13 protein-coding genes are annotated in these 20,222 nt (G+C 50.8%); 9 read left to right on the top strand and 4 right to left on the bottom strand.

All coding sequences use genetic code 11. From position 1 onward, the window contains the following. Nucleotides 1-84 precede the first annotated feature (84 nt). The 5 genes from F0L74_RS31965 (at nucleotide 85) to F0L74_RS31945 (ending at nucleotide 9,889) form a co-directional block, all read left to right on the top strand. Nucleotides 85-3,534 carry a TonB-dependent receptor gene (locus F0L74_RS31965; RefSeq protein ID WP_149841933.1) on the top strand — a complete coding sequence of 1,150 codons (3,450 nt, stop codon included), beginning with the start codon at nucleotides 85-87 and terminating at the stop codon, nucleotides 3,532-3,534. Between the two features lie 11 nt (nucleotides 3,535-3,545). Further along, a complete protein-coding gene (locus F0L74_RS31960; RefSeq protein ID WP_149841932.1) occupies nucleotides 3,546-5,240 on the top strand; it encodes a RagB/SusD family nutrient uptake outer membrane protein in 1,695 nt (564 codons plus the stop codon). Between the two features lie 190 nt (nucleotides 5,241-5,430). After that, entirely contained in the window at nucleotides 5,431-7,236 is a 1,806-nt protein-coding gene (locus F0L74_RS31955) for a DUF4091 domain-containing protein (protein WP_149841931.1), read from the top strand. Nucleotides 7,237-7,274: 38 nt separating this feature from the next. Continuing rightward, on the top strand, nucleotides 7,275-9,050 hold the full coding sequence (locus F0L74_RS31950) for a DUF5107 domain-containing protein (protein ID WP_149841930.1): 1,776 nt from the start codon (nucleotides 7,275-7,277) through the stop codon (nucleotides 9,048-9,050). A 77-nt stretch (nucleotides 9,051-9,127) separates the two neighbouring features. Next, nucleotides 9,128-9,889 carry a hypothetical protein gene (locus F0L74_RS31945; RefSeq protein WP_149841929.1) on the top strand — a complete coding sequence of 254 codons (762 nt, stop codon included), beginning with the start codon at nucleotides 9,128-9,130 and terminating at the stop codon, nucleotides 9,887-9,889. Between the two features lie 56 nt (nucleotides 9,890-9,945). Here F0L74_RS31945 and F0L74_RS31940 read toward each other — a convergent pair whose 3' ends face one another. Then, complete coding sequence (locus tag F0L74_RS31940) at nucleotides 9,946-10,707, bottom strand: TIGR03915 family putative DNA repair protein (RefSeq protein WP_246197900.1); 762 nt, start codon at nucleotides 10,705-10,707, stop codon at nucleotides 9,946-9,948. Nucleotides 10,708-10,719: 12 nt separating this feature from the next. Next, on the bottom strand, nucleotides 10,720-11,970 hold the full coding sequence (locus tag F0L74_RS31935) for a putative DNA modification/repair radical SAM protein (protein ID WP_149841928.1): 1,251 nt from the start codon (nucleotides 11,968-11,970) through the stop codon (nucleotides 10,720-10,722). Nucleotides 11,971-12,051: 81 nt separating this feature from the next. On the opposite strand from F0L74_RS31935, the gene F0L74_RS31930 reads away from it, so the two are divergent. The 4 genes from F0L74_RS31930 to F0L74_RS31915 all read left to right on the top strand — a co-directional run bounded on the left by F0L74_RS31930 (nucleotide 12,052) and on the right by F0L74_RS31915 (nucleotide 14,650). Then, on the top strand, nucleotides 12,052-12,465 hold the full coding sequence (locus F0L74_RS31930; protein WP_246197899.1) for a nucleoside deaminase: 414 nt from the start codon (nucleotides 12,052-12,054) through the stop codon (nucleotides 12,463-12,465). Nucleotides 12,466-12,523: 58 nt separating this feature from the next. Next, nucleotides 12,524-13,408, top strand: a complete 885-nt coding sequence (locus tag F0L74_RS31925) for a CPBP family intramembrane glutamic endopeptidase (RefSeq protein ID WP_149841927.1) — start codon at nucleotides 12,524-12,526, stop codon at nucleotides 13,406-13,408. A 22-nt stretch (nucleotides 13,409-13,430) separates the two neighbouring features. Further along, complete coding sequence (locus F0L74_RS31920; protein WP_149841926.1) at nucleotides 13,431-13,817, top strand: helix-turn-helix domain-containing protein; 387 nt, start codon at nucleotides 13,431-13,433, stop codon at nucleotides 13,815-13,817. A gap of 68 nt (nucleotides 13,818-13,885) precedes the next feature. Beyond that, complete coding sequence (locus tag F0L74_RS31915) at nucleotides 13,886-14,650, top strand: SDR family NAD(P)-dependent oxidoreductase (RefSeq protein ID WP_149841925.1); 765 nt, start codon at nucleotides 13,886-13,888, stop codon at nucleotides 14,648-14,650. 61 nt (nucleotides 14,651-14,711) lie between these two features. On the opposite strand, the gene F0L74_RS31910 is transcribed toward F0L74_RS31915, so the two are convergent. Both F0L74_RS31910 and F0L74_RS31905 read right to left on the bottom strand, forming a co-directional pair. Further along, the gene (locus F0L74_RS31910; RefSeq protein WP_149841924.1) at nucleotides 14,712-16,649 is read right to left on the bottom strand and encodes a sialate O-acetylesterase; all 1,938 of its coding nucleotides are present in this window, start codon (nucleotides 16,647-16,649) and stop codon (nucleotides 14,712-14,714) included. Between the two features lie 114 nt (nucleotides 16,650-16,763). Continuing rightward, nucleotides 16,764-19,937: a TonB-dependent receptor gene (locus F0L74_RS31905; RefSeq protein ID WP_149841923.1), complete on the bottom strand. Its 3,174-nt coding sequence runs from the start codon at nucleotides 19,935-19,937 to the stop codon at nucleotides 16,764-16,766. Between the last annotated feature and the right edge of the window lie 285 nt (nucleotides 19,938-20,222).

The following is a 20,222-nucleotide window of genomic DNA, read 5'->3' as shown; positions in this document are numbered from 1 at the left end:
CTTCCGGCGGAAAGTTTGGGCATTCCGAAAAGAAACAATCCGCTAAGACCATTTATCTCGTAATCAACCAAACACTACAAAAGTATGCTTTTAAACTTTTGCAAAGCCACGTTAATTGGGGAACGTATATCCACCAAACATCATCCGCGTTATCTGCCGCCTAAACTGTTCCTGGTTATGAAAATGACCGCTTTTTTAATGCTTGTCGCCTGTCTGCATATCAGCGCAGCAGCCCTCTCCCAGGGAGTTACCCTCACTGTAAGGGATGCCCCGCTGCAGAAGGTGTTTATTGAAATATCCCGGCAAACAGGGGTTTCCATTGTATGTAATGAAACGTTGTTAAAGGGCACCGCTCCGGTTACTATCAACGTAAAAGATGTGCCTATACAACAGGTGCTGGATATCTGTATCAGGAACCAGCCTATTATATACACTATCCGGGATAACAATATCATCATCAAAAGCGCCGCCAATAAGCCGCCATTGCTACCGGCATTGCCTTTAGCCACAGATACTACGGTGCGGGTGAGCGGCACGGTCACGGACTCCGCCGGTCTGGCAATGCCGGGCGTAACCGTATTGGCCAGGGGGACCCGGTTGGGTACCCAAACCAATGGCGCCGGCCAGTTTAACCTGCAGGTGCCACAGGGTAGTACGCTGGTATTTTCCTTTACAGGTTACCTGCCGCAGGAGATCCCGGTGGGTAGCCGTACCAGCTTTAACATCAGCATGAGCACCGATATTAAGACGCTGCAAAGTTTTGTGGTAGTGGGATATGGTACGAAGCAGAAGGAGAACCTCACCGGCGCTGTTTCTTCCGTGAACTCGGAGGTGATCAAGGCCCGCCCTATTGCCAATGCCCTTTCCGCTTTGCAGGGCGAGATACCGGGCGTGGTGATACAACGGGCTTCCGGCCGGCCGGGGGCGGAAAGTTTTGATCTGAATGTAAGGGGCTATTCCTCTACCAATGGCGGTAACTCGCCCCTGGTGCTGGTGGATGGCGTACCGGGAGATATTAACTTGCTGAATCCGGACGATATCCAGTCCATTGATGTGCTGAAGGATGCCGCAGCCTCTATCTATGGCGCACGTGCAGCCGGCGGCGTTTTTATCATCACCACCAAAAGAGGACAGAAAGGAAAGCCACGTATCAATTACAGCACCAATATGGCCATCACCAAACTGTCTGGTATGATGAAAAGCCCTACCAATTACGAGATGGCCATCATGGATAATGAAGCTAATATCCATAACGGGGCCGCGCCCATGTATACATCGGACCTGTTACAGCGGATACAGAACAACGATCCCAACCCCATACCGCATCCACTATACGACGGCTGGATGTTGTTCTTTACCAATACCAACTGGATACATGAGGTAATGGAGAACGGGTTTCAGCAAAAACACAATATCAATATCACCGGCGGCGGCGAAAGCTCCAGCTACTATCTTTCCGGCAGTTATACGGATACCCGGGGCGTGATCCGCTATGCGGATGATAATAACAAAAGGTATAATCTGCGCCTTAACTATGATTATGATTTTTCCAAACGTATACGCCTGGAGTCCAAAGTATCTTTTGAGAACCAGAAGCGGAGCGATATTGGCGGCCTGGGTGATTGGGTGATCACAGAAGCTGTTTTTGGCATGCCTAACCACCCGGTGTACTCAAAGGATGGAAAGTTCTTTGCACAGGGCGGTTGGGGTAATGCGGTGGCACAGGCTAAGGAAGCGGTGCCTTCTACCTATAATACGCGTAATCTGAACACCAATTTCAAACTGACGGCAGAAGTGCTGGACGGTCTGAAACTGAACCTGCAGGCGGGGATCAACTATAGCTCAGAGAATGATGAAGATATTGCCAAATCTGTACCGCTGTATAACTGGGATGGCGATCTGGCTTATTATACGATTGCTGATCCTAACACTAATTCGGCGTCCAAATCTCATTCCGATAATACCTACCGCAATTATACGGGCTATCTGCAGTATAGTAAAAACTTTAGCCGGCACAATTTAGAGATCATGGCAGGCGCCTCTCATGAAGAGAATGACTATGATGTATTTGGGGCGCGCCGGGATAATTATATCGTGCAAGGGCCATGGGCATTAAACCTGGGCGGTACGGGCAATATGACCAATTCCGGCGGAGGGTTTAAATGGGCCATCAGTTCCCTGTTCTCCAGGGTAAGCTATAGCTATGACAGTAAATACCTGCTGGAAGCCAATGTGCGTTATGATGGCAGTTCCCGTTTTGAGCCGGACCGGCGCTGGGGATGGTTTCCGGGCGTCTCTGCTGCGTGGCGTATTTCGCGGGAAGGGTTTTTACGCGATGTACGCATGCTGAATGATCTGAAGCTGCGCATATCCTATGGGCGCACGGGTAACCAGGAAGGGATCGGTTATTATGATTATTTAAACCTTATCCGTTTAGGCAGGGGTTATCCTTATCCTTTTGGGGCGGGTTTGCAGGGACAGTCTGCCGCGGTGGCGGGTATTGTATCCACAGACCGTACCTGGGAAACGCTGATCAATAAGAATATTGGCGTGGATGCTACGCTACTTGACGCCCGCCTTACTTTCTCATTTGATTACTTTATTAAGACGAATAAAGACCTGTTGATACCAGTTACCTATCCCAGCGTGCTAGGGGCCGTAGCGCCTTATTCTAATTCAGGCGAGCTGCATACCAAAGGCTTTGAGACCTCGCTGGGATGGAAGGATAAGATAGGTAATGTGGAATACAGCGCCCGGCTGCTGCTCAGCGATGCGCAGAATAAGGTAGTGTACTACGGCGGCGCGGATACTTATGTGCCGGGGCTTAATAATATCCGGGAAGGTTATCCTATCAACACGTATTTCGCCTATGTATTTGATGGGTTGATCCGTACCCCGCAGGAGCTGGAAGCCTATAAAAAACTGGGTGGTGTGCCGTCTGATATCGGTATAGGCGACGCTAAGTTCAAGGATGTGAACGGGGATGGCAAGATCAGTCCTACGGGAGATAAAGCCGGCGACGATGGCGATGTGGTGAATGCCGGCACGATTACGCCCCGGTATAGTTATGGCATTAACCTGGGCGCAAAATACAAAGGGTTTGACCTGGGGATCTTTCTGCAGGGTGTGGGTAAACGTTCTGTATTCCGCACGGGAGAGTATTCAATGCCCTGGAGCGATTGGTGGCGGCAACCTCCGCAATTCTACTATAAACAGACCTGGAATGAAGACCGGCCAGATGCTTATTATCCCCGCCTGAGCCACGGTAGTATCCGGTACTGGAACTATCAGCCCTCCACATTACAGGAGATCAATGGCGCATACATCCGGTTAAAGAACCTGCAGGTAGGGTACTCCCTGCCTACCGGTTTGCTGAGCAGATGGTCTATTGCCCAGGCCAGGGTGTACTTCAGCGGGCAGGACCTGTGGGAGGCGCATCATGTAAAAGGCGGATGGGACCCTGAAGCGTCTGTTACCGGCTTCAACTATCCTTTTCAGCGATTTTATTCATTCGGATTAGACGTCACCTTTTAATGCTCTTGATCATGCTACGTTTATTCAACCGCTATAAATACTTACTGCTGCCATTGCTACCATTCCTGCTGGCGGCCTGTAATAAGAAGCTGGACCTTACGCCTAAGGACCAGATCGCAGATACGCTTTTCTGGAATACACCGGAAGATTTTCACCTGGCCGCCAATGATTTTTATTATGACCTGCAGGCGGTGCCAGAATATATAGACAATACTTCTGATATCGCTTTTGGTACCAGCGTGGGTGGCGGCGTTATCTCCAGCACGGGGGCAGACGCCCGGGCGGTGAGCAACGGGTCTTACCTGGCTACGCTTACCTCGCCCTTATGGGATAGTTCCTATAAACGGATCCGGGGTACGAATTACCTGTTGCAAAAAGCCCAATCATCCACGCTGGGAACAGATATAGACCGTTGGGTAGGGGAAGCCCTGTTTTTCCGGGCCTATCATTACTGGAACCTGGTAAAGACCTTTGGCGGTGTGCCTAAGATTGAAACGGTGCTGGAGGTAAACTCGCCGGAACTGTATACGCCACGTTCTTCACAGGCAGAGATCATTGATTTTATACTAACGGACCTGGATAATGCCGTTGACAAGGTGCCGCCGCAAAGCGGGCTTACAGGAGACGAGCTGGGCCGGGTAACGCGGGGCGCGGTACTGGCGCTGAAAGCCAGGGCGGCCCTGTACATGGGTACCTGGGCTAAATACCATGGTCAGGGAGACGCCAATAAATACCTGGACCAGGCCATTGATGCTGCCGATAAAGCCATCAGCTCCGGGGAATATGCTTTATACAACAGCAGGGGAGCAGATAGTTATAAATATCTTTTTATACAGCAGGGGGATGATAGTAAGGAGGTAATACTGGCCCTGCGCTATTATACCAACCGGAACTGGCATAACTGGACCCGTGAGCTTTGGTTTAACGCCACTGTGCCTACCAAAACGATGGCGGATATGTACCTGATGACGGACGGGCTACCCATTACCCAATCGGCCCTGTTCCAGGGGTATAATACCCTTACCAGCGAGTTCCAGCACCGGGACCCGCGGATGGCGATGAGCTTTATTATGCCCGGCTCTAATGTGTTTTTTGAGGGCGGTATTATGCGGCCCACTTTCCCGGGTTTTACGGGCACGAATGCTACCCGTACCGGTTATATGCAGCGTAAGTTCCTGGATGAGACCATTGACGCGGCTACTTTCCGGGGGCAATACGATTTTAAGGAGTTCCGCTATGCGGAGGTGCTGCTGGTACTGGCAGAGGCCCTGTATGAAAAGAACGGGACCATCTCTGACGCGGACCTGGCCCGGACCATTAGCCAGTTACGGACCCGGGTAAATATGCCGCCGCTGACGAATGCTTTTGTTACTGCCAACGGGTTAAACATGCTGAATGAGATCCGGCGGGAGCGTACCGTGGAACTGGCCTTTGAGGGGTTCCGGCGGGATGATCTGCGGCGGTGGAAGACAGCAGAAACGCTGATGCCGATGGCGGTACGGGGCGTTAAGTTCCAGGGCACGGAATACCAGCAGCGCTACCCGGACCTGAAGATCGGTACGGATATACAGGTAGATGGGAACGGGTTTATTATCGTGGAACCGGCCAGCGCCCGGAGCTTTTTGCCTAAACACTACCTGGACCCGGTGCCGTTGCAGCAGATACAGTTATCGCATGCGACACTGGATCAGAATACCGGTTGGTAGCATAGGGAGGGTACGCTTTTAGGATGCTTAATCGTCGAACTATCATCGAACTATCGTCGAAGTACCATCGAAGTATCATCGAACTATCGTCGAACTATCACCGGACCATAATAACATCATCATAGAACCATCTCCGGAGCAGCGATGTTTTACCTGTCAGATTGCGCCGGATACAATAAAACTATCATACATGAGGAAATTCGCATTGTTATGTAGCCTGGCCGTTTGGTTGACAGCACCGGTCTTTGCACAGCATAAAGGGGAAATACCTGCCGGCCGTATGCCGGCATCACCGCCGCACTATCAACCGGAATATACTTTTGATACCCCGGTAGACGCCCAGGCCTGGACGGGCCAGTCTGCCGGATTGCATGTAAGTTTTGGCACTACAGATAAATTATATTTCCGGACAGAAGTACCGGTGCAACAGGAAGCTCATTCCTGGGAGGCTACCGGCTGGAGGGGCGAGCGCCTGAATACCCAGTTGCTGGTCTGGTCTCCGGATACGCTGCGGCAGGTACGGTTTACTGTTCATAACCTGGCGAATGAAAAAGGGCAAACCATCAGCGCTACAGAGGCTCAGCTGCATTTGGTGCGTTATGTGCTCTCCAACTATCCTTATGGCGCCAGGGATGCCGTATGCGGAGAAACGCCCTATAAGAACGGTTATCTTATGCCGGATCGTTTTGAGACGTTTGACCGGTTTGAGCTGCCCGGTAAAACCGCCCGGCCGGTATGGCTATCGCTGAATGTGCCGGCAGGCGCTGCACCGGGTTTGTATACCGGTACCATTACGGTGCAAACAGAAAAGCATACGCAGGAATTGCAGGTAAAAATAAAAGTACAGGCGCCGGTATTGCCGCCGCCGCATGAATGGCAGCACCGCCTGGACCTGTGGCAGAATCCATGGGTAGTGGCCTGGTCCAATCATATTGAGCCCTGGTCTGCAGAACATAAGGCGTTGCTTAAAAAGTACCTGCAGCTGTATGCGGATGCCGGTGGGAAGTATATTACCACCTACGGTGTGCATTCCCCGTGGTCAGACAATTCCTATATGATAGAGGGTGGAATGATAGCATCTATAAAACAACAAAATGGCAGCTGGGCATTTGATTACAAGATATTTGATGAGTATGTGGAACTGGCTATGTCACTGGGGATAGATAAGGCTATAACGGTATATACGCCGGTGCCCTGGGGTAACCGTTTCCGCTACCTGGATGCCGCTACGGGCAATTATGTGCATGAAACCTGGGCGCCCGGTACGGCAGATTATAAAAAGTACTGGCATGTGTTCCTTACAGATCTGAGGGCCCATTTGGAGAAAAAGGGCTGGTTTAAAAAGACCTATCTGGGTATTAATGAGAATGAGATGAGCCAAACACTGGCTGCCATCAAGGTGGTAAAGGAACATTCCCCCCAATGGCGCATTACCTATGCAGGCGACTGGCATCCGCAGCTGGATACCCTGCTGGATGATTATTGCTTCCTGTATGGGAAGGAGTCAGATGATGCGGCCATTCAACAGCGGAGGAAAAGGGGCGCTACTACTACCTACTACGTATGTTGTAACCCGCCCTATCCTAATAATTTTGTATTCTCTCCGCCGATAGAGGGCCGCTGGATCAGCTGGTACTCTGCCGCCCGTGGGTACGACGGTTTCCTGCGTTGGGCATATGACGCCTGGCCGGAAGATCCGATGAGGGACGCCCGCTTTGGCTCCTGGCCGGCCGGGGATTGTTTCCTGGTGTATCCAGGGGCTAATAGCAGTATCCGTTTTGAAAAGCTGCGGGAGGGGATTGTGGATTTTGAAAAGCTGCGCATATTAAAGCAGAAAGCTGCTGCTTCAAAGGATAAAAATGTGCAAGCGCTGTGGGGGGCGCTGGAACAGCATTTGAAAACATTTGCGGCGGAGCATAATTTTAAAGAGGGAAAGATCACTGCAGATGTAGACAAGGGAAAAGAACTGATAGCTGAATTAAGTGACAAATTATGATGAAGCACTGGATGTTTGCTTGTTTGATAAGTAGTATCATGGGGGGAACTGCAGCTGTTACCGGAGCCACTGCCCCTGCGCCCGGTAAACTCCAATACCGGGAATATGATGACTACTGGCTTACGCATGTTTTAACGCCGGCGGGGCCTATTCCTACTGCGTTGGATCCTAACGGCGTGTATCCTTACCAGAGTTATGCGGAAACCTCTAACCGGCCGGTGCTGAAGAAATACCGTTTTATAGTGCTGGAAAATAGCCAGGTCCGGGTTACCATCTGCCCGGACCTGGGTGGCAAAGTGGTGTCCATGGTACATGTGCCATCTGGTAAAGAGGTGTTGTATAAACCGGATGTGGTGCGGTATACGCGTATATTGCCGCGGTTCTATTTTGTAGCCGGAGGGATTGAGGTGAGTTTTCCTATTTCGCATTCTCCTTCTCAGAATGAGCGGGTGCAGTACCGTATAGACCGTACGGCCAACCGCATTTATGTTACCTGTGGGGAGCGGGAACTGCGTTTTGGGATGCAATGGTCTGTGGAGTACTCGTTGGGGGATGACGATCAGTATCTGACAGAGCGAGTGAAGTTCCATAACCCCGGCCGCCAGGCATACCCCTGGATGAGCTGGTCCAATGCGGCCATCCCTTCTGCCGCAGATACCAAATATGATTTCCCTAAAGGCAGTGTATTATCGCATGCTTCCGTGCTGGATACCATCAACTGGGAAACCCAGGGGCCTAAAACGGAAAATGATATCCATGAAATGACCGGTTACTTCTGGCGGACTAAAGATGTAAATGCTTTTGGGGCCTATACGCCTTCTTTTGGTACGGGTCTGTATCATATAGCTGATGATAAGATAGCGCCGGGTATTAAGCTCTGGAGTTATGGCCGGGGAGCAGATAGCGCCTGGGCTACGCTTAGCACTGCCCGGCATCAAACCTATATAGAACTGCAGGGCGGGCCTATTGGGGACCAGGCTACGAAACTGCAGCTGGAACCTAATGCCACCCGGTCACACACGGAATATTGGATACCCGCTGCTAAGGAGCTGGATATTTATAGCCTGCCATTGCCGCATGCGGAGTTAAGGCCGGTAACGGCGATCCCTTTATTTAGCTGGGCAAGGGAAAAAGACGTAGCTGTCTGGACCCGTCTGCAGGCTGCTTATAAGGCTAGAACAACCCCTCCGCAGCCACCGGGAATAGAAGAGGAGCGCTGGGCGCCTTCTGGTATGGAAGACCTGGATGGCGCTTTTAAATGGGCAATAGCCCAAACCAGCGGGGATGTGGCGGCGTTATGGCGGTGCTATTATGGCGCCTGGCTGGCCGGCCGGGACCAGCATGATGCGGCTATAACAATATTGGAGCAATCGTCTTCCGGTTTGGGAAAAGTATTGCTGGCCAGGTTGTTAAAACTAAAAGGCGATGTGCCCGGGGCTAAAAAGGCGTTTGACGGCATCCGGGAAAACTGGCTGCTGCTGCACCCGCAGGTGGTGGTAGAGCGGGATAAAGTACTGCGTGCCCTGGGCAAAGAGACCCTGGCGGAGCGGGCACAATGGCTGGCAGCCGTGGATGCCTTGCCGGATGAGTGGGTCATAGAGCGGAAAATACAGCTGCTGATCGACCAGGGGCAGTACCAGCAGGCGAAAACATTGCTGCTGGCCACCCATTTTCAGCAGGTGCACCAAACCTATACCCGTACCGGACTATGGGTACAGCTTTGCCGGCAGTTGGGTATGGATAGCACGCAGGTACCTGCCCAGCTGGGAGAAGACCGGCTAGCCCGTTTTGGGGCCTACAGGGAGTATGAGTAGGGGGCGGGGAAATTAATTTTCTTATCTGGAAAAAAAAGGTATTTTTATATAGTAAGAACATTTAATATTTCCATCCTATGAAAAAATTACTTGCTGTCATTGCATTTGTGTATAGCCAGGCAGCCTACTCCCAGAATCTCGCCGCGGGAGAACAGAAATTGGCGGTTATCTTAAAGGATCTCAATCATTGGGTAAGCTTCAAAGAGCAAGCAAACGCGGATTCCCTAAAGGAAGCCAACCGTTATTTCCGTGAAAGCCTGTTATCATATCTGTCAGAGCCGGGTACGCTTACCTATGAGTTCAAAGCCCTGGTAAAAGAAGGTCTGTATGTGGCGGAGGCAGAAGGCGGCGCGTTCCGGATCTACTCCTGGCGCACCGGCGGCACGGGTGGCACGCAATACTACAGTAACATTTATCAATATAAAAGCGCCAATAAGGTATTTGCCAAACTGCAACCGGATATTAGCGCAGCGGCAGGTTTCTGGTACACGGATGTATTTGTGAAAAAGGCTGCCGGTAAGACTTTTTACCTGGGTATTGGCCATGCGGTGTATTCTGCCAAAGATACTTACCAGGGTGTGAAAGCATTCAGTGTTGACCGTAATGGCCTGAATGATACCATCCCCCTGATCAAAACAGAGACCCGTATGAGCAATGAACTGGGCTTTACTTTTGATCCCAGTACGGTATCCGGTAAAAAGCGGGACCGCTCCCTGATTGAGTATGATACGGAGACCTCTACCTTTACTATGCCGGATGTAGCGGAAGACGGCGTTATCAGCAAAAAAGAAGTGAAGTACCGCTTTTCCGGCCGCTTCTTTGTAACAGTGAAACAATAACCCGTATTTGCCATAATTGCAACAAGGCAGCTGAACGTATCGGCTGCCTTTGTTGTTTAATAAGGTTTTTTCTCTGTGAGGTATTTCCAGTACCGCCGTGGCATATGGCGGATATGCAGGGGCATGTTCTTACGGGCGGTGATGTTGGTGCTGTTAAAATAGGTTTGCCACAGGGATTGGTACAGGGCTTCTTTTTCATCATAGATAGCAGCGGTATCCTGCGGGGAGGTGGTAAAATCAATACTTACTTCGCTGACGGTATTAAGATCATAGAATATTCCATACTTGCGGGTGGTATCATAGATGAGCCAGCGCTGGTCTGCATACCGCTCTTCAAAATGCCGGCTGATCAGCGGCAGTACGTTAAAGTCTGGCGATACTACAGCGTAATACAGCCCGTCCTTTGTTTGCTGAAAACGGATGAAGGCTTCCATGCGGTGTTTTTCCCGTCCCATCTTTTTGGCGGTTTGTTGTATGGTCAGTACATCGGCGTTGCTATAATCGGTTGTTATTTGCTGGGACGATGACAAGGCGTAGCGGGTATACCGGAACAGGGTATTTTCTATGCCTGGTTGTGCGGAGAGAAAGGACCAGTATAATTGACGGAATGCATCTTCGTAGAGTTTTTCCTGCAGCTTTTTTATTACCCTGCCTGCTTTGTTCCGGTCTGTATGTACGGTGTGGGTATTGCCAAAGAGGCTTACGGCAGCGGCGCCTTCCCTTTGTATGTCCGGTTGGCTGATGCGGTATTCGTAGATCTCAAATACGGCGGTAAAAAAGCCCTCGAAGCTGGCGTCATATAACACGGTTTGCATCATTCACTTCTTGTATTAAAACAGCTTTAGCTGTTGGGAAAAGTTAGGTGCGTATTTGCTCTTGCCTTCGTTTAAAATGAATTCCTTTATCTGGTCTGCCTGGTAATCCTTTACCATTTTTACATCGCTGGTGGTAATGAAATACCGGGCGCGGTTTATGGCGATGCCTATCTGTTGCAGATGGTGCATGTTCAGGCGGCTGAACTTCCTGGCTTCGCAGATCTTTTGGGCCGATTGGAGGCCAATACCAGGGATCCGCATGATGAGATGATAGTCTGCCGTATTAATGTCTATGGGGAACAAATGGAGGTTGCGTAAGGCCCAGGCCAGTTTGGGATCGATCTGCATATCCAGGAGCGGTGCATCCGGCGTGATGATCTCATGTACTTTGAAATGGTAAAACCGCATGAGCCAGTCTGCCTGGTATAACCTGTTTTCCCGGATAATGGGGACTGGCGTACCTATGGCAGGCAGGCGGTTATCATAGCTTATGGGTACATAACCGGAGTAGTATACGCGCCGCAGGTGCATTTTGCGGTAGAAATAGTCGGACATATAAAGCACCTGGAAATCTGTTTCCGGGGAGGCGCCAATGACCATTTGGGTGCTTTGTCCGGCAGGCGCGAGGGTGGGGGCTTGCTTAAATTGTTTCTTTTCCTCCTGGTTCTGGATCAGGGCCTTATCAATGTACTGCATGGGTTTGAGCATATCGTCCCGGTCTTTGTCCGGGGCCAGGAGCCGCAAGCTTTCTTTGGTAGGCATTTCTACGTTCACGCTTAAGCGGTCCGCATAGAGGGCGGCGGCCTGCATGAGCTCATCGCTGGCGCCGGGGATGGTTTTCAGGTGAATGTATCCGTGGAAATTATGTTCTGTACGTAGTTTTTTAGCTACCAGCACCAGCCGCTCCATGGTGTAGTCAGGGTTTTTAAAGATGCCGGAGCTGAGGAACAGGCCTTCGATATAATTGCGGCGGTAGAAGTTGATGGTGAGGTCTACTACTTCCTGTACGGTAAATGCTACGCGTTTGATATCATTACTTTTGCGGCTGATGCAATAGGCGCAATCGTAGATGCAAAAATTGCTGAGGAGTATTTTCAGGAGGCTTACACAGCGGCCGTCTTCTGTGTAGGCGTGGCAGATGCCATTGGAGGCGTTGCCCAGGCCTTTGTTCTCGTTCTTCCGGTCGCTGCCGCTGCTGGCGCAGCTCACATCGTATTTGGCAGCATCTGCCAGTAAGGTCAATTTCTCACGTATCCGCTCGCTCATGGGTTGGTGGTTATGTCTTTATCAAAATTACTAAAAATATTAGCAAATAAACACTGGGGTTTAAATACTAATTTGCGCCATATGGATACTACAACAGACCCGCATTACCCGTTTATGCAACGATGCCTGGAACTGGCGGCCATAGCGGCTGCAGAAGGGGAGAGCCCGGTAGGCAGCGTAGTGGTAAAGGATGGGGTAATACTGGGTGAGGCCGCTGAAAAGAGCCGGCAGCTGAAAGATATCTCGCGCCATGCGGAGGCGCTGGCGGTACTGGAGGCGGTAAAACGCCATGGGAGTTGTGCGGGCGCTACTATCTATAGCAATGCAGAGCCTTGTATATTGTGCTCGTATATGATCCGCCACCATCGTATAGTGGAGGTGGTGTTCAGTAAATATACCGGCGAGCTGGGCGGGGCTGGTTCACGGTATCATATCTTAACTGCGGATGATATCAGTTCCTGGGGGCCGCCACCGGTGGTGACTATTTATCCGTAGCTGTTTTATATCAAACCTTTTCTGTATATTACCAGATACCCTTAATGTAGCACCACGTATGGAAACTCCTTCAACCAAAATTGCGACCAGGAAGAATATTACCACGTTCCTGGTTATTACTGGCTTGTTATGCCTTCCCCTTTACATTTTGATTGCCCGCGCGGGTACGCTTAGAGCCGGTTTTGGCGGGGCTGGTTACACGATCATGATCATGTGGTGCCCGGCGATAGGCGCGCTTATTACCTGTGCCATCCGGCGTATTCCGGTGGCTTCCCTGGGCTGGAAATGGGGCCAGACCAAATACCAGTTATGGTCCTATCTGATCCCGTTTTTTTATGCCCTGGTCCCTTATCTCATCATCTGGATCAGCGGTAAAGGCGGGTTCTATAACAAGGAACTGCTGGATAAGGTAAGGGAGGGCTTCCATTGGTCCCTGCCGGATGGCGTAGTGATCTTTCTGTATGTAATATTGGTAGGTATTTTTGGAATGGCCCGTTCTATGTCGTCTGCGGTGGGCGAAGAGATTGGCTGGCGGGGCTTTCTTACGCCGCAAATAGCCAAGGTTAATTCCTACACGGCCACTTCCCTGTGGATGGGGTTGATATGGTCGCTTTACCATTATCCTTTGCTGATGTTTGCTGATTATAATTCCGGCGTTTCCAAATGGTTTTCGCTGACCTGTTTTACGGTCATGATCTTTTCCAGCTGTTTTATATTTACCTGGATGCGTCTTAAATCCGGTAGCCTTTGGACCGGCGCTATCCTGCACGCCAGTCATAACCTGTTTATCCAGGTGATCTTTACGCCGCTAACGGTAGATAAAGGGCAAACCGCCTATTATATTGATGAGTTTGGGATAGGCTTGCCTATTGCTACTGTAATTGTGGCTTATCTTTTCTGGCGAAAACGGAAAGAGCTACCTGTGCCCGCAGATATTAGCTAAATTTGCACAAAGCCTGTCAGCTATGGCATTGTCACAAGCAGCACTTACCAGGAAAGAGGAAATTACCACCAGCTTTTTACAGCTGATGGAAGAACATATCGCAGATCTGCTGAGTGGGCGGGCAGAAGGCCGTTTTAGTGCAACGGAGTTTGCCCGCAGGTTATATATTCACCCCCGGCATCTAACGAACACCCTGCGGGAAACTACCGGCAGATCTCCCTGCGATTTTATGGAGCAGCGGATACTGGCAGAGGCGCAGCAAATGCTGCGGGCAACGGAGCTGTCCATAGCGGATATTGGCTACCGTTTTGGTTATAATGATCCCACCAATTTCACCAAATTCTTTAAAGGCATGGCGGGTATTACGCCCCTGCAATACCGCAAAAGCCAGCGGGAAACTAAAATCTGAAGCTTACACCATTTTTGAGGCACAGGGCTGTGGTAATTTTGTTGTGTGAACAATAAAACACAAACAATATGACACAGACACAACAGATTGCCCTGGTTACCGGCGGTAGCCGCGGCCTGGGAAAAGACATGGCTTTAAGCCTGGCCAGAAAAGGTATTAGCGTGATCCTTACCTATAACAGTAAAAAAGAGGAAGCGCTGCAAGTGGTAAAGGAGATCGAGCAAACCGGCCAGAAAGCCGCCGCCTTACAATTTAATGTAGGCAATATTGGCTCCTTTGACGCTTTTGTTACATCTGTAAGCGCTACGCTGAAAGATAGCTTTGGCGCAGATAAGCTGCACTCCCTGGTGAACAATGCCGGTATTGGTGTATACGCCCCGTTTGCAGAGACTACGGAAACGCAGTTTGATGAGTTGCTGAACATCCAGTTCAAAGGCGTATTCTTCCTTACGCAAAAATTATTACCGTTGATGGCGGATGGCGGCGCTATTGTAAACGTATCTACCGGTCTGGCCCGCTTTACTACGCCTGGTTACAGTGCTTATGCCGCTATGAAAGGCGCTATTGAGGTATTGACCAGGTATCAGGCGCAGGAGCTGGGGGCCAGGGGCATCCGTTCCAATGTAATTGCCCCGGGCGCTATAGAAACAGATTTTGCCGGCGGCGTGGTGCGCGATACCAAGGCCCTCAATGACCTGATAGCCTCTCATATTGCGTTAGGCCGGGTAGGCGTACCGGAAGATATTGGCGCAGTAGTAGCGTTCCTGTGCAGCGAAGAATCCCGCTGGGTGAATGGTCAGCGTCTGGAAGCATCCGGTGGTATGCATCTGTAATTTGTTATGGTAAGTTAATCCCTTCAACGGCAGGCCTGCCAATTTATCTTTCCTATTCTGCTTATTGATCTGTTCTGAAAGGGGACGCCGGTAACCCATGTCCGTTAGAGAGGTTAGCGCCATCCGGGTTATCTGCCCAGGCGTAGCGTACGTACATGGGGTGTTTTATCTGGTTACTGTGTACGATCACGGTGTTGCCGGATATGATGGCCTGTGCCCATACAAATTGTTTATCTGCGCCAGCGATGGCAAACTGGCTGAGGGGCTCTCCATCTTTGGCTACTAATCCGCCATCAGCATACCTGAAGGTGATGATGATGTTATCGCCTTCAATTTTATCTGATTGGTATATGGGACCGGATGCAGCGATGGTGGTATCCCCATAAGCCAGTTTTTGCGCCGCCAGGGACAGGCGTTTACCTACATCTGCTTTATTCAGGGGATGAATGTCGTTCCACTCGCCCAGGTCAATGGTGATTGCCATGGCGGTATTAGGGGTGGATAATGCTTTTAGCTGGCCTTCCCGTAAAATAGCCCAGTTACTTTCTGATGGCAGGTATTGCCGCGCCATATAATTAGGCAGCTGTACATACAGGAAAGGCAGAATGCCCAGTTGCCATTGCTTGCGCCAATCGTTGATGAGCGCGGGCAAGAGCTGTTTGTAGTTTTCTGGCTGGTCTGTATTGGCTTCTCCCTGGTACCAGAGAAAGCCTTTTACGGTGTAGCCTGTAAGTGGCGCTATCATGGCGTTGAACAGGGCTGCCGGTTCGTACTTTGCGTCTATGACCGGTACGTCATCATCAGTTGGGAGAAATACCTGGCCGGTTTTATATAACCATTCTCCTTTGAGGTCTATGCGCTGGCCTGCTGCTTCCAGGTAATAGGGCTTGTCCGGTACAAAACCACCGCCTTTACTTTGGTTGGTAACCCTTACCACTACCAGGTTTTTGCCCGGGCGTAATACGCCGGCAGGCACGGTGTACCTGCGGGGCGGGTATTGGTAGGTGATATTGCCCACGAGCACCCCGTTCACATAGGTAAAGTCTGCGTCTTTGATCCTGCCCATGAATAGTTTGGCGGGAAGACCCGCCATAGCTGCCGGTACTGTTATCTCCCGCCGGTACCATACAGTGCCGCGGAGGTCTTTTATACCCTGTTCTTCCCAATAGCCGGGGGTGTTGATGGGGCGCCATCCTTTAGGAATATACGCGGTATCAAACCATTTTACCGGGGCGGTGAGGCCATCATCTGGTGGCAGGGCGGCTTTTACGGCGGCGGCAATGGCGTCCGCGTTCCTGTTAATGGGGTTTACATAACCGGTGTCTTTTAGTTGCTGTATCCGTTGCGAGTAGGCGGGTAAAGATCGCAGGCCATCTTCACTGATCCAGGCTTCAATAGGTGTGCCGCCTACGCTGGCGTTGATCAACCCAATAGGCACATGGTATTTTTCGTAAATGTTCTTTGCGAAAAAGTAGGCCGTAGCGGAGAATTGTAGAATATCTCCCTGCACCGCAGATCTCCAATAGCCGGTAGGGAGGTCTGGTTGCGGGCCTTGCAGGTTGCTGAGGGTAGAGATGAAGAAATGCCGGATGGCGGGGTTATTGGCCGCCGCTATTTCTGCCGGGTATTTTTCCTTTACCCGCTCCATAGGCAGCACCATGTTGGATTGCCCGGCGCAAAGCCATACATCGCCTATTAATATATCCTTTAGGGTAATATGATTGCTGGCGATAAGATCCATGGTATATGGGCCGCCTGCCGGCAGAGGCGCCAGTTGTATGGTCCATTCGCCATTGGCGTTTGCGGTAGTATGGTAAGTTTTACCGGTAAACCGGATGGTTAGCTTTTCCTTGCTGCCGGCCCAGCCCCATAGCTTTATTTTCGTATCCCGTTGCAGGATCATACTGTCCCGTACTAAACGCGGTAATCTTACCTGGGCATGGGCGGGTTGAAAACAGCAAAGGGCATATAGGGCCCCAATGAGGAAAGAATGTTTCATAACGTGCGATCGCAATATCTCTGGAAGATACGGCTTCGCTATGGGATTTCAAACCGGAGGGGTTGTAAAACGGGATGACCCATTCCTTTGGGGTCATCCCGTCATCAATATAGCTTAGAATGAATAACGAACGCCAAACTGCAGTTGCCAGGGGTTACCACCTGGGGTTACTACGCCGGTATTCGCGTTTACGTTGTATTTATAGATGTTATTTACGTTGTCAAAACCGTTGAGCGTGTACAGGTTCTGTTTACCCAGCGCTTTGTTGGCGCCCCAGGTTTTGTTAAGCAGGTTGGCTACGTTAAAGATATCGCCGGAGATCTCTATGTTCTGTGACTTATGGATCTTGAACTTCTTGGCCACCCGCAGGTCCCACACGCCGTAAAAGCCGTTTTCGCCGCCATTACGCTCCGCTATTTTGCCCATGCTTTTGCTGATGTAATATTTGGTGCTCTGCGAAACGCTGGGGTTATTCAGCAGGGTCTGTATACCGGTCCTGATCTTTTCCTGTACGGAGGCATCGCTGGTATTGAATACATAGGCGAGGTCGTTAGACGCCACAAAATCGCCGTTTACGTTGCCATTCACCGCCAGGGAGTACCGGGTACCGCCTATGCCGGAGAAACGCACGCCTACCACAAAACCTTTCCAGCTGGGCAGGGTGCCGTAGAAAACCACTTTATGACGAAACTGTACATCGGAGTAGGTCATATGGCTCAGATCGCGGGGATCGTCCCTTACCATAAGCGATAAGGTAGCGCTGTTGGCTACGTCGCCATTGTAGGAGGTATTATCCTTTGCGTCGTTCCAGGTGTAGCTGAAGGTAACCTCGCCATCTTTAAAGTAGCGGTAGGTAGCATCCAATACAAAGGCGTACTGGTTCACTTTACCTGCGCTGTTCAGTTCCAGCACGCGGCTCACGTTTGTGGTCTTGCGGCCTTTTTGCCAGTCTGTAGCGCCGTTAGTGGTGTTGATGGTATTGGCGGGTACATATACGCCGCGGTTATCTTCATTGGCCAGGCGGAAGAAAGGCTGGTCAGCAATATTGCGATCCACATACATATAGTTGTTGCGGGCAATAGTGGTAAAGAAGGTAACGCCTGCTTTCAAACGCTCTGTAAAGAAGTGGTTATAGGAGAGATTAGCCTTGTATACCACGGGTATACGGGCATCTGCGCCGTTCAGGTTGATAGTGCCCTGGCGGGGCAGGCCCAGCTGGTCAAACAGTTCCTTACCGGGCGCGGTGGAAGGATCCTTGCGGTAACCGGGGAAGTTAGGCTTGGGTACGTTGGCGCCCTGTACATCCACGGTTAATACCTTGGTACCGTCAAACAGCATGTTGTTGATAACGGCATAGTTATTAATGTCTGATCCAAAGATGGCGGCGCCAAAGCGCAGGTAATCCTTATGCTTTTCGTTGATATCCCAGTTAAACTGCAGGCGGGGCTGCAGCTGGAAAGTGGTGAAGCCGTTGTTGGTACGCAGGCCCAGCTCATCGTACACTGTTTGGTTAAAGTTCGCTTTATTCAGGTAGGCGGTATAATCTGCCCGCAGGCCGGCGATCATTTCAAAACCTTTGAACAGTTTGGTCTGCATCTGTGCATAAACACCGGCGGCGATGATGTTCTGGTTCAGGGCCGGATCGTCTGCCAGCGCCACCTCCCGCGCATAGCGGTAGGGCGTAAGGTTATTGAAATTGTCCATGCCGGAGAAATAGAAACGGCCGTTCATTTCACTGCCATATAAGGAATTCATATGACTGTACATGATATCTGTACCAAATGTGTAGTTGGCTTTGTTGGTACTGAAGTATACGTTATCTACCAGCTGTACTACGTGGTTGTAGAAATGCTCCGGCGAATAGCGTTGGCCGCCCAGCTGTATGGCAGCGGTACCGCTATCTGTAATGGCGCCTACCCTGGAGCGGATCTGCTCTACGATGGCGCGGGGAATGTTGGCATCCGGCAGCTCATCGCCCGGGGAGCTTTCTTCAAAGGTGTAGAGGTGCTGCAGTTTCAGCTCATTGGTAAGGCGGGAGCTTACCACGGTACGCAGGGTGGCCAGCAGGCTGTTATTCAGCGCATGGGCATCCGCATATACCTCGTACATGTTGATCTGCGTATTATCGTCGCGGCCCAGGGGAGCGCGGTCATTGATATAGTTATCGCGGATGGTAAGCAGGTTTTTCTCGTTCAGCTGCCAGTCTATACGGCCAAATACCGCATCGGTATGGCGTTTTTTGTCAAAGGAGCCAAACTGCGGCGTGTTGGCTACGCCATATTTGGTACGGGCAATACCCAGGAACTGGTCCAATGTGGTCTGGCTGACGCCCAGGCGTTTTTCATCGGCCGGCGTCTGGATGTCTGCCAGGAAGAGAGGACGGGCATCATCCTGGCGGTCCCAGGCTACAAAGAAATGCGCCTTGTCCTTGATGATAGGGCCGCCCAGTGAGAAGCCGTACTGATAGGTGGAGAAATCATTCTGGCGTTTGTTGCCGCGGAGATCATAGGAGCTGGAGAGCTCATCTGCGCGGGCATACATAAAGGCGGTACCGGAAAAAGTGTTGGTACCTGATTTTGTTACGGTACTGATGGTACCGCCGCCGGCGCGTCCGAAAGTAACATCATACTGGTTGGTCACTACCTTGAACTCGCGGATGGCTTCCATAGAAATGGCATAAGGCCCGCCGATACGGGAGTTGGTGCCGGCGCTGGAAGTAGGGTTCTTGGCAGAGGTACCGTCAATGGTGATGTTGGTGGAAGAGCCTAGCTGGCCCGCCAGGTTACTGCCACTGCTTAAGGGCGACAGATCAATAAGCGTGGTGAAATTACGGCCGTTTACCGGCAGGCGTGCAATATCGCGGGCGGTAACGGTGGTGGCGGCGCCAAAGTTCTCTGTTTTGTTTTTAAGGGCGCTGCCGGATACGGTGATCTCATTCATGCTTACAGCGGCTGACCGCAGCTGGATGGGCACCTTTACCAGGTCGCCCTGGTTCAGCGCGTAGCCGGTCAGTTTTTGTTCCGCATACCCCATAAAAGTGGCCGTGATGGTGTACGGTCCGCCCAGGGGGAGCTCTTTCAGGAAAAATTCGCCTTTGGCGTTGGTGATGCTCCGGGTGTTGAAGCCGGTGGATTCGTTACGTACCAGTATGGATGCTCCGGGAACAGGCTGTTTGGATTCATCAGTGACTACGCCGGTGATGGAGGCCTGGGTAGTTTGCGCAAACAGGTTAAAATGGGTAACACAGCATACCAGAAGTACGAATAAGGTTCTGCAGATAGGTTTCATGACGCTAAATTAGAATGGTGGTAAAAGTGATGCAATACAGCTACAGCTTGGTAACGTAAAGTTCATATTAGCTAAACAGTTACCTTGTTTTTATAAAAGTTGGGAAATTTTCCGGAAATGCCATGGCTGACCCTGTCGGCTGATATGCGGCTCTGTTTTTATATGTAAACGGCCACCAGCGCCTATGTTGCCCCGGATACTTGATTTTTTATCGTTTAAGCCGTATTTTTAGACGAAATTCAGAAAAAAAGCAAATTATCTGGATAGGTTTTAAGATTTTTGCAC

It is taken from the genome of Chitinophaga agrisoli, from assembly GCF_008386695.1.
Classification (GTDB): Bacteria; Bacteroidota; Bacteroidia; order Chitinophagales; family Chitinophagaceae; genus Chitinophaga; species Chitinophaga agrisoli.
The sequence above is the reverse complement of the archived record's forward strand: the minus strand, read 5'-3'. Positions and strand labels throughout refer to the sequence as shown.

What these genes read in the sequence shown, in the direction of transcription:
- F0L74_RS31915 (WP_149841925.1), top strand. Translation starts at nt 13,886, where the DNA reads ATGACACAGACACAACAGATTGCCCTGGTTACCGGCGGTAGCCGCGGC.
- F0L74_RS31925 (WP_149841927.1), top strand. Translation starts at nt 12,524, where the DNA reads ATGGAAACTCCTTCAACCAAAATTGCGACCAGGAAGAATATTACCACG.
- F0L74_RS31950 (WP_149841930.1), top strand. Translation starts at nt 7,275, where the DNA reads ATGGGGGGAACTGCAGCTGTTACCGGAGCCACTGCCCCTGCGCCCGGT.
- F0L74_RS31910 (WP_149841924.1), bottom strand. Translation starts at nt 16,649, where the DNA reads ATGAAACATTCTTTCCTCATTGGGGCCCTATATGCCCTTTGCTGTTTT.
- F0L74_RS31955 (WP_149841931.1), top strand. Translation starts at nt 5,431, where the DNA reads ATGAGGAAATTCGCATTGTTATGTAGCCTGGCCGTTTGGTTGACAGCA.
- F0L74_RS31965 (WP_149841933.1), top strand. Translation starts at nt 85, where the DNA reads ATGCTTTTAAACTTTTGCAAAGCCACGTTAATTGGGGAACGTATATCC.
- F0L74_RS31935 (WP_149841928.1), bottom strand. Translation starts at nt 11,970, where the DNA reads ATGAGCGAGCGGATACGTGAGAAATTGACCTTACTGGCAGATGCTGCC.
- F0L74_RS31960 (WP_149841932.1), top strand. Translation starts at nt 3,546, where the DNA reads ATGCTACGTTTATTCAACCGCTATAAATACTTACTGCTGCCATTGCTA.
- F0L74_RS31905 (WP_149841923.1), bottom strand. Translation starts at nt 19,937, where the DNA reads ATGAAACCTATCTGCAGAACCTTATTCGTACTTCTGGTATGCTGTGTT.
- F0L74_RS31930 (WP_246197899.1), top strand. Translation starts at nt 12,052, where the DNA reads ATGGATACTACAACAGACCCGCATTACCCGTTTATGCAACGATGCCTG.
- F0L74_RS31945 (WP_149841929.1), top strand. Translation starts at nt 9,128, where the DNA reads ATGAAAAAATTACTTGCTGTCATTGCATTTGTGTATAGCCAGGCAGCC.
- F0L74_RS31940 (WP_246197900.1), bottom strand. Translation starts at nt 10,707, where the DNA reads ATGATGCAAACCGTGTTATATGACGCCAGCTTCGAGGGCTTTTTTACC.
- F0L74_RS31920 (WP_149841926.1), top strand. Translation starts at nt 13,431, where the DNA reads ATGGCATTGTCACAAGCAGCACTTACCAGGAAAGAGGAAATTACCACC.